This is a genomic window from Gemmatimonadota bacterium (assembly GCA_039715185.1).
GTDB lineage: Bacteria > Gemmatimonadota > Gemmatimonadetes > Longimicrobiales > RSA9 > DATHRK01.
In genome coordinates, this window is record JBDLIA010000086.1 from 1 (window position 1) to 13,814 (window position 13,814).

Annotated in this window: 17 protein-coding genes; 8 read left to right on the forward strand and 9 right to left on the reverse strand. The window is 69.5% G+C overall.

The genetic code is table 11. The features are described from left to right. Positions 1 to 120: 120 nt before the first annotated feature. Both ABFS34_13255 and ABFS34_13260 read left to right on the forward strand, forming a co-directional pair. Positions 121 to 966 (forward strand): hypothetical protein, encoded by an 846-nt coding sequence (locus tag ABFS34_13255; protein MEN8376408.1) that lies wholly within the window; start codon positions 121 to 123, stop codon positions 964 to 966. 50 nt (positions 967 to 1,016) lie between these two features. Next, entirely contained in the window at positions 1,017 to 1,904 is an 888-nt protein-coding gene (locus ABFS34_13260; protein ID MEN8376409.1) for a 3-hydroxybutyryl-CoA dehydrogenase, read from the forward strand. A gap of 272 nt (positions 1,905 to 2,176) precedes the next feature. Here ABFS34_13260 and ABFS34_13265 read toward each other — a convergent pair whose 3' ends face one another. The 3 genes from ABFS34_13265 to ABFS34_13275 form a co-directional block, all read right to left on the reverse strand. Further along, positions 2,177 to 3,577, reverse strand: a complete 1,401-nt coding sequence (locus tag ABFS34_13265; protein ID MEN8376410.1) for a sodium-dependent transporter — start codon at positions 3,575 to 3,577, stop codon at positions 2,177 to 2,179. A 207-nt stretch (positions 3,578 to 3,784) separates the two neighbouring features. Then, positions 3,785 to 4,510, reverse strand: coding sequence for a hypothetical protein (locus tag ABFS34_13270; GenBank protein ID MEN8376411.1), 726 nt, complete (start codon positions 4,508 to 4,510; stop codon positions 3,785 to 3,787). Positions 4,511 to 4,516: 6 nt separating this feature from the next. Beyond that, on the reverse strand, positions 4,517 to 4,735 hold the full coding sequence (locus tag ABFS34_13275; GenBank protein ID MEN8376412.1) for a hypothetical protein: 219 nt from the start codon (positions 4,733 to 4,735) through the stop codon (positions 4,517 to 4,519). 180 nt (positions 4,736 to 4,915) lie between these two features. Between ABFS34_13275 and ABFS34_13280 the strand changes: the two genes are divergently transcribed. Together ABFS34_13280 and ABFS34_13285 are read left to right on the forward strand one after the other, a co-directional pair. Beyond that, entirely contained in the window at positions 4,916 to 5,173 is a 258-nt protein-coding gene (locus tag ABFS34_13280) for a hypothetical protein (GenBank protein ID MEN8376413.1), read from the forward strand. Further along, positions 5,170 to 5,517: a hypothetical protein gene (locus ABFS34_13285; GenBank protein ID MEN8376414.1), complete on the forward strand. Its 348-nt coding sequence runs from the start codon at positions 5,170 to 5,172 to the stop codon at positions 5,515 to 5,517. Before ABFS34_13280 ends, ABFS34_13285 begins: the two co-directional genes overlap by 4 nt. Positions 5,518 to 5,573: 56 nt before the next feature. On the opposite strand, the gene ABFS34_13290 is transcribed toward ABFS34_13285, so the two are convergent. From ABFS34_13290 to ABFS34_13305, 4 genes are all read right to left on the reverse strand, one after another. Next, the gene (locus ABFS34_13290) at positions 5,574 to 6,029 is read right to left on the reverse strand and encodes an SRPBCC domain-containing protein (protein ID MEN8376415.1); all 456 of its coding nucleotides are present in this window, start codon (positions 6,027 to 6,029) and stop codon (positions 5,574 to 5,576) included. Positions 6,030 to 6,071: 42 nt separating this feature from the next. Beyond that, positions 6,072 to 6,389 (reverse strand): metalloregulator ArsR/SmtB family transcription factor, encoded by a 318-nt coding sequence (locus ABFS34_13295; protein MEN8376416.1) that lies wholly within the window; start codon positions 6,387 to 6,389, stop codon positions 6,072 to 6,074. A gap of 114 nt (positions 6,390 to 6,503) precedes the next feature. Further along, a complete protein-coding gene (gene ssb, locus ABFS34_13300) occupies positions 6,504 to 6,935 on the reverse strand; it encodes a single-stranded DNA-binding protein (protein MEN8376417.1) in 432 nt (143 codons plus the stop codon). Between the two features lie 112 nt (positions 6,936 to 7,047). Further along, the gene (locus ABFS34_13305; GenBank protein ID MEN8376418.1) at positions 7,048 to 7,911 is read right to left on the reverse strand and encodes an aminotransferase class IV; all 864 of its coding nucleotides are present in this window, start codon (positions 7,909 to 7,911) and stop codon (positions 7,048 to 7,050) included. A 152-nt stretch (positions 7,912 to 8,063) separates the two neighbouring features. On the opposite strand from ABFS34_13305, the gene ABFS34_13310 reads away from it, so the two are divergent. The 4 genes from ABFS34_13310 (at position 8,064) to gyrB (ending at position 12,461) form a co-directional block, all read left to right on the forward strand. After that, complete coding sequence (locus ABFS34_13310; protein ID MEN8376419.1) at positions 8,064 to 8,852, forward strand: enoyl-CoA hydratase-related protein; 789 nt, start codon at positions 8,064 to 8,066, stop codon at positions 8,850 to 8,852. A 90-nt stretch (positions 8,853 to 8,942) separates the two neighbouring features. After that, positions 8,943 to 10,163, forward strand: a complete 1,221-nt coding sequence (gene recF, locus ABFS34_13315; GenBank protein MEN8376420.1) for a DNA replication and repair protein RecF — start codon at positions 8,943 to 8,945, stop codon at positions 10,161 to 10,163. Then, on the forward strand, positions 10,160 to 10,522 hold the full coding sequence (locus tag ABFS34_13320) for a DUF721 domain-containing protein (GenBank protein ID MEN8376421.1): 363 nt from the start codon (positions 10,160 to 10,162) through the stop codon (positions 10,520 to 10,522). The genes recF and ABFS34_13320 overlap by 4 nt, the downstream gene beginning before the upstream one ends. Next, complete coding sequence (gyrB, locus tag ABFS34_13325) at positions 10,515 to 12,461, forward strand: DNA topoisomerase (ATP-hydrolyzing) subunit B (GenBank protein ID MEN8376422.1); 1,947 nt, start codon at positions 10,515 to 10,517, stop codon at positions 12,459 to 12,461. Before ABFS34_13320 ends, gyrB begins: the two co-directional genes overlap by 8 nt. Positions 12,462 to 12,464: 3 nt before the next feature. On the opposite strand, the gene ABFS34_13330 is transcribed toward gyrB, so the two are convergent. After that, positions 12,465 to 13,349, reverse strand: coding sequence for a hypothetical protein (locus ABFS34_13330; protein ID MEN8376423.1), 885 nt, complete (start codon positions 13,347 to 13,349; stop codon positions 12,465 to 12,467). Positions 13,350 to 13,504: 155 nt separating this feature from the next. After that, a partial coding sequence (locus tag ABFS34_13335) for a hypothetical protein (GenBank protein MEN8376424.1) occupies positions 13,505 to 13,814 on the reverse strand: 310 nt, incomplete at its 5' end.

Below are 13,814 nucleotides of genomic sequence, written 5' to 3' on the forward strand. Positions count from 1 at the left end.
TGCGGCGTTGGAACTCCTTGCCGTAGCGACGGCTACGGCGCGTCGTTCCGCCTTGCCCCGCGGGCGCAATCACGCGCCTCGGTGCACACGGGACTTCCGCGCCGGCACACTAGCACGCGCATGACCGAGCCCGACCACGCCCCCCTGTCGCTGCGGCCCGAGGCGCCCGAGCGGGTGTCGCGCGATCGGCTGGAGCTGGTGATCCGGCGCGCGGCCGAGCTGTACGCGCGCGAGGCGGACACCGGCGACATGCTGACGGAGGACGAGGTCCTGCGCATCGCCGAGGAGTTGGGGCTGCCCGCCCGGCTCGCCAGGCAAGCCATGTTCGAGCTGCCTGCCGGAGAGCCTGCTGCGCAGTCCGGAGGACTCGTCGCCCGTTTGCTGGGCGACGCGGATATCGTGGCCGTCCGCGCCATCGCGGCGCCCGAGGGTTCGGTCGAGAAGGCGATCCGGGAACACCTGATCAAACGGGAGTATCTCAGCGTGGTGCGCGATCGCGCGGGGCGCATGAAGCTGGCCCCTGCCGCGGACATGGCGTCCGCGATCGCGCGCGGGTTCAAGCGTTCCAGCAAGCGTCACCTGGTCGGCCGCGCCGAGTCCGTGGACGTCGCGCTGCGCGCGCTGGATGACGCCAGCGCGCACCTGATGGTGGACGTGGACCTGACCAACAAGCGACGCGAGTACGTCGCCGGGGGCGTGGCGGGCGGCGTCGCCCTGGGCGGCGCGATCGGCGCCGGCGCGTTCGCCGCGGTGGCAGCCGCGCTCGGCGGGATCGGCGCCCCGGAGGTCGCGCTCGCCGCGTCCGGGGCTGGGCTCGTAGGCTTCGCCGCCGGCATGGGCGCGGCGTTCAAGATGGCGGCGGCCTCGTTCCGGAGGCGGCTGCGCGGGGCCGCCACGGAGCTCGAGGGGCTGCTGGACAGGGTGGAGGCGGCCGCCTCCAAGCGCCGCATTCGCGGGCCCAACTGAGGTCCCGGCCCGCGAGAGAGTTTCGGTTCCAACCACGACAGCGAGGCACAATGGCGGAGATCGGAAAGGTCGCCGTGATCGGCGGCGGCCTGATGGGGAGCGGCATCGCGGAGGTGTCCGCGAAGGCAGGCTACGAAACGCTCCTGCGCGAGGTGAACGACGACTTCGCGCAGAAGGCGCGCGCGAGAATCGAGAAGAGCCTGGGCCGCGCGGTGGACAAGGGCAAGCTGGACGCCGCCGACCGCGACGCGGCTCTGGGGCGCCTGTCGTTCACCACGGAGCTGGGCGACCTGGCGGAGGCCGGCATCGTGATCGAGGCGATCACCGAGCAGCTCGACCTCAAGCGCGAGATCTTCGGCAAGCTGGACGGCCTGTGCGGGCCCGAGGCGATCTTCGCGAGCAACACCAGCTCGCTGACCATAGTGGACATGGCCGCCGCCACCAAGCGGCCGGACCGCATGGTGGGGCTGCACTTCTTCAACCCGGTGCCGGTGATGAAGCTGGTGGAGGTCGTGCGTACCATCGCCACCAGCGACGAGGCGTTTCGCGCCGCGTTCGACTTCGCCCGGTCGCTCGGCAAGGAGCCCATCGTCGCCAAGGACACGTCGGGCTTCATCGTCAACCGGCTGCTGGTTCCGTACATGCTGGACGCCATCCGCGGGCTCGACGCGGGGCTCGGTAGCGTGGCCGACATCGACAAGGGCATGACGCTGGGCACGGGCTATCCCATGGGCCCGTTCGTGCTGGGCGATTTCGTGGGCCTCGACACGCTCCACGCGATCGCCGAGATCATGTTCGACGAGTTCCGGGAGACGCGGTTCGCGCCGCCTCCGTTGCTCACGCGCATGATCTCAATGGGCTACTACGGCCGGAAGAGCGGCAAGGGCTTCTACGACTACACGGGCGAGTCGCCGGTGGTGAACGACCTGGGCCTCTAGTGTACCGTTGCAGAAGTCCCGTAGGCATTCGGCTCGCGCTGCATCCCGCGGAGGCGGCGTTGGAACTCCTTGCCGTAGCGATGGCTACGGCGTGTCGTGCCGCCTTGCCCCGCGTGCGCATCACGCGCCTCGGTGCGCACGCGACTTCCGCGCCGGCACACTAGCGGGCAACGCCGGCGCCCCTGGCGTCCGGCTTCGCGCGCACGAGAAAAGGGGCGACCCCGGCCGGGTCGCCCCCTTTTTTTTATCCTCCCCTCAGAGCCGGCGCGCGCTCAGGACAGCAGGCCGCGTACGACCGGAATGATGAGCTGGAAGAAGAGGGCGGTGATCGCGACCGGACACACGAAGCGGATCAGGAACGCCCAGGTGCGGCCCAGCGGGAAGGCGCCGTCGTTCGCGCGCACCTCCTCCCCCACCGCCTTGATGCCCCAGACCCAGCCCGCGAACAGCGAGATGAAGAGCGCGCCGATCACCAACGCGTACTGGCCGAACACCGTGAACATGAACGTCAGGAAGTCCAAGCCCACGCCCGGCAGGTTGCTCAACCACGGCACCGCGCCGTTGGCGAGCGCGCTCGGGACCCCGAGCGTGAACGCCGCGACGCCCAGCCAGATCGAAGCCTTCTTGCGGCTGATCTTCTTCTCGTCTACGAAGTACGCGGTGGTGACCTCCAGCAGCGACACGCTGGAGGTGAGCCCGGCGATCGCCAGCAGCACGAAGAACATCGTGCCGAAGATCACGCCGCCGTAGGGCTGCGGCGGGATCTCGGTGAGCAGCGAGGTGAGCGTCACGAAGACCATCCCCGGGCCGCTCTGCGTCGGGTCCATGGACGCGTGGAAGAGCGTGGGGAAGATGATCAGGCCCGCCATGATCGCGATCGTGGTGTCGGCGAGCGTCACCAGCAGCGACGAACTGACCAGGTCGTCCTTCCTGGACAGGTAGGAGCCGTAGGTGATCATCGCGCCCATGCCCAGGCTCAGGCTGAAGAACGCCTGACCGACCGCGGCGAGCACCGTTACGCCCGTCACCTTGCTGAAGTCCGGGCGCAGGTAGAAGTCCAGCCCGGGGCCCGCGCCCGACAGCGTCACCGCGCGGAAGATCAGCAGCAGCAGGATCACGAACAGCACCGGCATGAGCACCTTGGTCCAGCGCTCGATGCCCTCCTTCACGCCCTGCAGGACCACGTAGACCGTGATCACCATGAACACGCCGTGCCAGAAGAGCGCGTTGGGCGCGCTACCCGCCAGGTCGTTGAAGATGGCTGCGGTGTCGGCGCCCTCGGTGAAGGTACCAGTGACCGTCTTGAGTATGTACGCCAGGCTCCAGCCCGCTATCACCGAGTAGAAGCTCAGGATCACCAGCCCCGCCAGCACGCCCAGGGCGCCTACGATCACCCACGCCGACTTGGGCGCCAGCGCGCTGAAGGCCCCCACCGGGTTGCGCTTGGTGCGCCGCCCGATCGCCAGCTCGGCGAGCATCACCGGCGCGCCGATCGCGGCGACCGCGATCAGGTAGATCACCAGGAAGGCCGCGCCACCGTTGAGGGCCGCGGTGGTCGGAAAGCCCCAGATGTTGCCCAGGCCGATGGCGCTGCCCGCGGCCGCGAAAATGAACGCGAGCTTGGAGCCCCAGACCGCCCGCTCGGTGGAGGGAGGTGTGCTGGTCGTCTGCATCACTGTCCTTCTGGTTGTGGCGCGCCCATGGGCCTAACCCCCGCGGAGCAGGCCCCGGATCCCGCTACGGAACGCTTGTACCGGTACAATCGCGGACGAGCGGGCCGCGAATTGTGCGCGCGGCGGCCCGGAGAGTCAATCGGGCGTCGGCGAACGGAATCGGCGGACGGTGGAGCGATCGGTATGGCAGGCGAGCGGCGCGCCGCTTCAGCCCAGGTCACCCTCGCGGTGCAGCGCGTGGGCGTAGCGGTGGTAGACGTCCTTGTGCAGGAGATAGTCCTCGGACCACACCTCGAACGGGGGCAGGGGGAGGTAGCGCTCCAGGTCCTGCACCACGAGCAAAGCTATCTGCAGGCGGTCGCGGCTGGAGAAGTCCACCTTGCGACCCTCCAGGACGCGCGTGACCAGGCTGTCGAAGTGCTCCTCGGGAATGAGCGAAATGAGGTGTGCCATCTGGTCGATGCGGTAGGACTCGTACAGCGACCGGAGGTGGGGGATGGTTACGTCGTCGTCCGCCCTGCCGATGTCCGGCGCGAGCGACGCCGCGTGTTGCCCGAGGAGCCCCCTGAACCACTGGCGCAGATCCGCCGAATAGCCTCTGCGGCGCTCGTGCACCTCGACCGCGGAGCCCAGGAGGGACATGACGAGCGGCCGCCCCAGACCGCGCGCTCGCTGCGCCACGGCCTGTTCGGTCCCCTCGATCCACAGGTCCGCGGTGCGAACCTCCGGCTCGGTGGACCTGGCGGACGAGGGGCGGAAGGACAGATACCCGCGCCAGGCGCCGTCGTCGAGGGGATAGGTGACCAGGAAGACGGTCCAGCGTTCGCCGTCACGCTCGACGAACCCGAACGACCTGCCACGCGCGCGCGGCGGCGCGGTGGTGGGCGGCGGCGTGGGATTGCCGGGCCGCGAGAAGTCCGCCAGCACGGACACGCCGCCCTAGTCTTCGCGCAGGACTCGATAGAGGTGGTTCCAGGTGCCTACCAGCGCGGCCAAGCCCGCGATGAACAGCAACACCCCCACCAACCCCCACCCCATGAACCAGTCGAATCGGTCGTTCTGCAACCCCTGGATCGCACTCATCGAGGACAGCACGGCCAGCGCTACCCAAAGGAAGCCGATGCCGCCCCCAACGGCCATCACGGCGCTCTTGCTCATACGGTTCGAGGCTCCTGCGGATGACTTGAGAGTGGGCTCCGCGCGTCCAAGGTCGCGGGTCACGATTCGACGCATCGAATATAGGGTGGCGCGGCGGCCTACCGAAAGGCGCCGTTGCGTCCGACACCGGCTTTGATCATCGTCCGCGTCCCCGGTAACTCAGGTCTCAGGAGTGGCGCGATGGGTATCGCACTGCCGGCGTTCCCCCAAGGCACGCGTGTCCGCGTACGGCGTGGAGGGCTGCCTCTCGAGGAGGGATTGGTCGGTCGCACCGGCGTGGTGATCCAGGCGACGCAGTACGCCCGGACCCGCGCGGGGGTGCTGCTCGACGACGAGCGCGAGGCGCGTTTCTTCGACGCCTCGGAGCTGGAGGTGACCGAACTCCCCGCGCTGGACTCCCGCCGCGACGCCGTGCGCGCGCGCCTGGCTCGTCCTTGAGCACTCCGCCCACCCGGCGGCCGGCCGGAACCGGCGCCACGCTGCCGGTGCCGGCGCGCCGCGCCGACCCGAGCTCCCCGTCGGCGGCGCCGCGAACCGTACCGGACGCGCGCGCGGAGATCGCCGCGACGCGCGCCCGGCTCGCCGCCAACGCAGACCTCCTCAAGGGGCGTCTCGGGGTCCAGCGCGCCCACCTGCGGAAGGGGCTGGATCTGCCGGCCAAGCTTCGCGAGCTGGTATCCGGCAAGGAGCTCCTGGCGCTCGCCGGGGCCTTCGTGGGTGGACTGGCTCTGGGGTTGTTGCGGGGTCGCAAGCGGCGGGCGCGCTTCGACGACGACGACTGAGTGGGCCCCGGGCGCTCTTGGTAGGGGGCGCCCGGGGCCCGCCGCCGGGTCCGCTCCTAGACCGGTGCCCCTTCGGCCACCTGGACGAACTGGTCCAGCACTCCATCCCAGCCGCCGTCGTAGTTCCCACGCATGGCTTCGGCCTCGTCGCCGAGCAGGTCCCAGCCGCGGTGTTCCAGCCGCACCAGGGTGCCGCCGCCGGGCTCGGGCGCGAAGGAGACCTCCACCTCCTGCGCGGTCTCGGCATCCCGCCCCGGGTGCCAGCTGAAGGTCAAGCGCCGCGGCGGACGCCACTCGGTCACCACGCCCCAGGGCTTCTCGCTGCCATCCGAGAGCGTCTCGAACAGGCGTCCGCCCACGCGCGGCTCGAACGCGCAGTCTACCGCCCTATCCAGACCCACCGAGTGGGTGGCGAGCGGCCACCAGGCGCCGATCCCGCTCGTGAACAGGTCGAACGTTTCGCGCTCGCCGAGAGGCACGCGCACGGTCTTGACCAAAGGCGACAGGTCCATCGGATACATCGGATACGGCTCCTGCTTACGGGTGTCTGAGGTTCAATCCCGGGTCGCGGCCCGCGCCTCCGCGGCCGCCGAGAACGCGCCCAGGGCGTCGCTCCACATCCCCTTCAGATAGGACCGAAGCGGCGCCAGGCCATCCAGGCGCGCCCGGTATATGCGACGGCGGCCCTCCGCCGAAGCCTCGACGAGGCCTGCCTCCTTGAGCACGCGCAGGTGCTGCGAGACGGCCGGCTGGGACACCGGCATTGCCTGCGCGAGCACGCCTACCGCGGAGGGAGACGCCCGCAGCCTGTCGAAGATCTCGCGCCGGGTCGGGTCGCCCAGCGCTTGCAGTATCGATTCATAAGTCACCACTTATTGATATATTCAAAGAAAAAGCCCGTCAAGGGCGACGAGAAACGGGGCGGAGCCGGGCGGGCGCGGCGTGGTGGCCGGGTCGCGCGCCCGGCCCGCCACGCCGTTGGCCTGCTAGAAGGGCAGGTCGTCGTCCGGCTGGAAGGTGGCCTCCTGGGCGGGGGCCTGCGCGGGCTCGGCGCTGCGGTTCCAGCCGCCCGAGGATTCTCCGCCGGGTCCGCTACCGAGCATGACCATGTCGCGCACCACGATGTCGGTCCAGTAGCGGGTCACGCCATTGTCCTCCGTGGTGCTGTACTCGATTCTGCCCTCGACGTACAGCCGGTCGCCCTTCTTGACGTAGCGCTCGACGATCTCGGCCAGCCGATCCCAGAAGGTGAGACGGTGCCATTCCGTCTTCTCCTGCTGCTGTCCCGAGCGGTCGGAGAACGCGCGGTTGGTGGCGAGCGATATCTTGGCCAGGCGAGTGCCCGAGCCGGTGGTGCGGATCTCGGGTTCGGCGCCGACGTTGCCTATCAGCATGACCTTGTTGAGCGAGCGACTCATCGCGGGGCATCCGTGTCTTCGGGGAGTAGCGAACCGGCCTCTGCGCCGGCGTGGCAGGAACGGTATGGACGCCGCCGCGGACCCGCAAGGCGACGCCCGGGCCACGCCCGAGTCATCGATCCGTCTCGTGGCCGGGGTTCAGCGCATAGCGCAGATAGGCCTCCTGAAGGGCACCCGCGACGGGGCCGGGAACGCCGCCGCCCACGGCGCGGCCGTCCACCCGCACGACCGGCATCACCTCGGTGGTGGTCCCCGTCAGGAACAACTCGGATACGGCGTCGAGAAGCTCGAGCGGGATGGGTGCCTCGCGGACCTCCATGCCTGACTCACGCGCGACGCGCACGACCGCGGCACGCGTGATCCCCGGCAGGATCTCCGAGGTCAGCGGGTGCGTGAGCAACGCGCCGCCGTGCACCGCGAACAGGTTGGAGCGCGACCCCTCCAGCACGTGGCCGTCCTCGACGAACAGCGCCTCGAACGCGCCGCGGTCGTGCGCCTCCTGGTTGGCGAGCACGTTCGGCAACAGCGCTATCGACTTGATGTCCCGGCGCTTCCAGCGCGTGTCCTGGACCAGCGTCGCGGCGACGCCCGCATCGAAGCGTTCGTTGGAAGGTCGGGGGTGAGGCTGCGCCACCGTGTACACCGTCGGCGGCGTATCGGGCGGGAACGCGTGGGACCGATTCGGCGGCGCTCCGCGGGTCACCTGAGCGTAGACGATGCCGTCCTGGTCAGCGAGTCCGTTGTCCGCGATTAGCGCGCCCGCGATCGCCTCGACGCCATCGGCGGCGGACGGGTCGATGCGCAGCTCGGCGAGTCCTCTGCGGAGCCGCGCCATGTGCTCCGCGAAGAACGCCGTTCTGCCCCCGTAGATGCGGACGACCTCGTAGACTCCGTCGGCGAAGAGGAAGCCCCGGTCCGTGACGGGGATGAGCGCTTCGTGGTGCGGCATGATGGAGCCGTTCAGGAAGACGTTCACGGTTGGCGCGCCGGGTTTCTCGATTAGTAGCCAGGGGCCGCGTTTGGCCTGGTGCCGCCCCGATCCGCGGTCCATATTCGCGCGGCGCGAGCCCGGCGCAAGCGCCGACCCGGTCCCGACGCGCGGGGCCGGGCCACCCGGAGCCGAATACCATGCCCGATTCCTACGAATTCCTGACCGTCGAGCGGCAGGACCGCGTCGCCGTCGTGACCGTGAATCGCCCCGACAAGCTCAACGCGCTGAACGACGACACGGTGGGCGAAATCGGCGCCGCGTTCGAGGACCTGCGGGGAGACGAGGCCGTGGGAGGAGTCGTCCTGACCGGAGCCGGCGAGAAGGCGTTCGTCGCCGGAGCGGACATCGGTGAGCTCGCCCGCATGGGTCCGCTCGACGGCATCGCCACGTCGCGGAAGGGCCAGGCGGTCCTGCGGACGATCGAGACGCTGGGCAAGCCGGTGGTCGCGGCCGTCAACGGATTCGCCCTGGGCGGGGGACTCGAGATGGCGCTGGCTTGCCACTTGAGGGTGGCGTCGGAGAACGCTCGCTTCGGGCTTCCGGAGGTGAAGCTCGGGATAATTCCCGGCTACGGCGGCACCATAAGGCTGGCGCGGCTGGTCGGCCGCGGGCGCGCCCTCGAGCTGATTCTGACGGGAGGGATGATCGACGCCGCCGAGGCGCACCGGATCGGCCTCGCCAACCGGTTGGTGCCCGCGGGCGAGGCCAGACAGGCCGCCCTCGAGTTGCTCGGCAAGATTCTGCGGAATGGTCCGGTGGCGCTCACCATGGCGCTCGAGGCCGTGGACGCGGCCTATCACGGCACCACCGAGGACGCCCAGCGTCTGGAGTCCAATCTCTTCGGGCTGCTGGCGGGCACCGACGACATGCGCGAGGGCATGCGGGCCTTTCTGGACAAACGCGCCGCCGATTTTCGGGGCCGGTAGGCCGCCCCCGATCGGCCGAAGACGGCTGGTGTTGCCTCGCGCGCGTGCGCGCGCGTAGATTCACGGGTCCACGAAGCCGGCCCTTTCAGCGTGAGCGCCATCGCGATTCCCGCCCCGGTCCCGGAGTCAGGCGAGGCACCATATCCCGGCGACCTCCAGGCGCCCCAGGCGCGGCCGTGCGTGCGCTGCGGCTCGCTCCGCCTGCGCGACTTCCGGAACTTCGCGGCCGCCGACCTGGCCATGCCCGAGCAGGGCGTCGCGCTGGTGGGCGACAACGGCTCGGGGAAGACCAACCTGGTGGAGGGTATCTACTACCTGGAGGCGTTCCGCTCCTTCCGGGGCGCGCCCGACGAACAGCTCGCCCGCTTCGGGGAGGCGGGGTTCTTCGTGTCCGGCGCCTTCGCGGTGGGAGACCGGACGGTCGAAGTGACCGCCGGGTATCTGCGCGAGGGCCGGCGCAAGCGGGTGCGCGTGGACGGCGTCGAACCCGAGCGACTGGGCGACGCGCTGGGTGAGGTGGGGGTGGTGGTGTTCTCGCCGTCCGACATCGACCTCGTCGCCGGATCGCCGGCCGAGCGCCGCCGTTTTCTGGACGTCCTCTTGTCGCTGAACGAGCCCGGGTACGTGGACGCGCTTCAGCGCTACAAGCACGCGCTACGGCAGCGCAACGCGCTGCTCCGGTCCGGCGCCGGATCGGACCGGCACCCCTGGGACGAGGCGCTGGTGCGCTGGGGTGTGCCGGTGCTGGAGGCCAGGCGGCGCTGGTCCGCGGAGTACGCCGCGCCGTTCGAGGAGTACTGCCGCGCCGTGGGCGACGGCCACGGCATGTCCCTGCGCTACAAGAGCTCGCTCGGGGCGGCCGAGCCGGGCGCGCTGGACGCCGAGGAGGAGGGCCCGAGTCTGGCAGACAGCTTTCGCCACGGGCTCGAGCGCCGGCGCCACCGCGAAGAGGAACTGGGGACCACTCTGGTCGGCCCCCACCGCGACGACCTGACCCTGCGCCTGGTGCAACGGGAAGGCGCCGACGTGGACCTGCGCGACTACGGCTCGGGCGGGCAGCGGCGCACCGCGGCCGTCGCGCTCAGGCTGGTGGAGGCCGACACGATTCGCGCCCGGCGTGAGCGCGAGCCCCTGGTCTTGCTGGACGACATCTTCGCCGAGCTCGATGCGGGCCGGAGCCGTCGACTCATGGCCTTGCTGGGCGAGCGCGGCGCCGGCCAGCTGCTGGTCACCGCGCCCAAGGAGGTGGACCTGGGCGTCGACGTGGCGCTCGAGCGCTGGACCATCCGGGCCGGGGCGATCGCGGCGTGAACAAGCGTCGCAAGAAGCTGGAGCCGCTGGCGGACGCGCTCACCGCGTACCTGGCCGAATCCGGCATCGCCGAGGCGGTGGAGCGGCGCCGGGTGTTCGGCGAGTGGCGCGAGCGCGTGGGCGATCGCATCGCCAAGGTGGCCGTGCCGCTCCGGCTGGTGGGCGGGACGCTGATCGTGGGCGTGCGCTCCAGCGCCTGGCTCATGGAGCTGAAGCTGATGGAGAAGCAACTCCTCGACCGCGTCAACAGGGGCGAGGAGCGGAACCGTATCGACGCAATCAGGCTGGTGATGGGAGACGCCGACGAGCCAACCGAGGCCGGCGGCGCGCGACGGAGGGGACGGACCAGAGATGGCTGAGAAGAGGAAGGGCGGGGGCGACTACAGCGCGGGCGCTATCCAGGTCCTCAAGGGACTGGAGGCGGTTCGGAAGCGTCCGGGCATGTACATCGGGTCGACGGGGCCGCGCGGCCTCCATCACCTCGTGTACGAGGTCGTGGACAACGCGGTGGACGAGGCGATGGCGGGCTTCTGCACCCGCATAGATGTCACCATCGGGCCCGATGACTCCATCACCGTAGTCGACGACGGGCGGGGCATTCCGGTCGACATCCACCCCGTGGAAAAGAAGCCCGGCCTGGAGCTGGCCATGACCACGCTCCACGCGGGCGGGAAGTTCGACCGGGACTCGTACAAGGTGTCGGGTGGCCTGCACGGCGTCGGCGTCAGCGTGGTGAACGCGCTCTCGGAGTGGCTGGAGGTAGAGGTGCGCAGGGACGGCAAGGTGCACCGGCAGGCCTACGCGCGCGGCGACAAGACCTCCGAGCTGGAGGTGGTGGGGAGCGTGCCCAAGAAGGAGACCGGCACCAAGGTCAGGTTCAAGCCGGACCACCAGATCTTCGACGAGCTCGGCTACAACTTCGATACGCTGTCGAACCGCCTTCGCGAGATGGCGTTTCTCAACCGCGGGCTCTTCATCACGATGGCCGACGAGCGGGACCGCAACGGGTCGGAGCCGCGCGAGGAAACCTACCACTACGAAGGCGGCATTCAGGAGTTCGTGGGATACCTGCGCGGTTCGCGCAAGCCGCTCCACCCGGAGCCGATCTACATCGCGGCCGCGCGGGAGGAAGCGGAGATGGAGCTGGCGCTCCAGTACGACGAGGGGTACACGGACAACACGTTCACCTTCGTCAACAACATCAACACGCACGAAGGCGGCTCGCACCTCACCGGCTTCAAGGCCGCGCTGACGCGGACCATCAACGACTACGCGCGCCGCAACAACCTGCTGAAGAAGGACCTCGAATCGCTGTCCGGCGACGACGTGCGCGAGGGGCTCACCGCGGTGCTGTCGGTGCGCGTCCGGGAGCCGCAGTTCGAGGGGCAGACCAAGACCAAGCTGGGCAACTCGGAGGTGCGCGGGGCGATCGAGCAGATCGTCAACGAAAAGCTGGCCGAGTTCCTGGAGGAGCATCCGGCGGACGCCAAGCGCATCATCGAAAAGGCTGTACAGGGCGCGCGCGCACGCATAGCCGCGCGCAAGGCGCGGGACCTGACCCGGCGCAAGAACGTGCTCGAGGGCAGCGTCCTGCCGGGCAAGCTGGCCGACTGCTCGATCACCGATTCCTCGGTGACGGAGCTGTATCTCGTCGAGGGCGATTCGGCGGGGGGGAGCGCGAAGCAGGGCCGCGACCGCTCCTATCAGGCGATCCTGCCGCTCAAGGGCAAGATCCTGAACGTGGAGAAGGCCCGCCTGGACAAGATCCTGTCCAACGACGAGATCGCCACGATGATCACGGCGATCGGCACGGGCATCGGCGACGACGAGTTCAACCTGGACAATACGCGCTACGGCCGCGTGATAATCATGACGGACGCCGACGTGGACGGGAAGCACATCCGCACGCTGCTCCTCACGTTCTTCTTCCGCCACATGCGCCAGCTCATCGAAGAGGGCATGATCTACATCGCCCAGCCGCCTCTGTACCGCGTGTCGCGCGGGAAAAAGGAGCACTACGCGTTCTCCGACGACGAGCGCGATGAGTACGTGGACCGCCTCCAGAAGGGCAAGGACACCAACGTCAACATCCAGCGCTACAAGGGCCTGGGCGAGATGAACCCGGATCAGCTCTGGCGCACGACCATGGATCCCGAGACGCGCACGATCCTGCAGGTGACCATGGAGGACGCGGTGGAGGCGGACCGCATCTTCAGCACCCTCATGGGCGACGACGTGGAGCCGAGGCGCAAGTTCATCGAGGAGAACGCCAAGTACGTGAGGGTCCTGGACGTGTAGGCCTCAGCGCTCGTCCGTCCCGCCCAGCGGCACGATGACGCCGACGCTCACGACCAGGTTGACGATCCTGCTGAGATCCTCGTCGATGGGCACGCGCAGGCGCACGTAGGGGCGGGCGCGGACAGCATCGTAGAGGACCCCCAGCGCGAACTGGTGCACCGTTCGCTGGGCCAGGTCGGCGCTCCCCGCGTCGAGGCGCAGCCGCCCCGTGAAGCCGGGAGTGAGCGTAACCGGACCCACGTCGGCGCTGACGCCACCGCCGTAGGTCATGGAATACGCCGACCCGCCGCTTCCGAAGGAGCCGAGGTCCGTCGTGCTCAACACTCCTCCCAGAGAGAAACGCCCCACTACCTTCTCGGTGATGTCCCATTCGCCGGAGGCGCGAGCGATCACCGACAGCAGGTCGGGCATGTAGGCTTCCCATCTGTCGAAGTCGCCGAAGGCGCCCACCGTCTCGGGAAAGTTGTCACCCGTCTGGAGATCGATGGGCAGCCGCACAGCCACGTCGATCGCCGTCGCGGAGTCGGCGGCCCGGTACCGGAAGCCCAGGAGCGGGTTGCCCAACCTGGCACCGGACCTGGCTTCGCCGAAGCCTGTGACCGGAACCGGCGTCGACAGCCGGGTGAACGGCAGGTCGGCCAAGACGGCGACCTTGTCGGTGACCTTCCACCTCAGGCTAGCCTGCCCCGAGAACGTCAGGGCGTTGGTGTCCAGGCCATCGAACACCGGCCGGATCAGCTCCAAGCCGACCTCCGAATCCAACCGAGGCGCGTCGTGAAGACTCTGGGCGCGGAGTTCGAGGGTCGTCGCGGCCTGCGTCAGGCCGGCTACAGCGACGAGGGCGAGCGCGGCGGTCCCCTTCGGTACGATGTGTCGTTGGTGGGTCATGGTGACTGTCCCCGATGGTGATGCCGCCGACCGGGACGCCGACGGGTCTGGCTGGACGGTTAGCGTCGTGGTGTCAACACGGTATCCGGTACGCGTCAACCTCGTACTCCGGGGGCTCGACCTCCGCCGGTGCGTGAGCGCCGGGAGGCCTGCGTCTAGCCCGTCCCATCGACGGCCTCCAGCGCCCGGACCTCGACCGCCCACGGGACGTCCCGGTAGCGCACCCACCGGGACGCGCCGTTGCGCCACGAAGGCCGATCGAGCCGCAGGTCGGCGAGCTGGACGGCGCCCGCGCGACCGTTGCTGGCGGCGTTGCCGCCCCCGTTGCGCGCCACCTGCGGCGCGTCGTGCAGCACCCGCCCGTCGGGCATGAAGAAGGCGACCGCGTCGTCGGCGCCCCGGCACACCATCGCGCGACCCTCGTGCACAGCGCGGTGATGCCTGCGGCACAGCAGCACCAGGTTC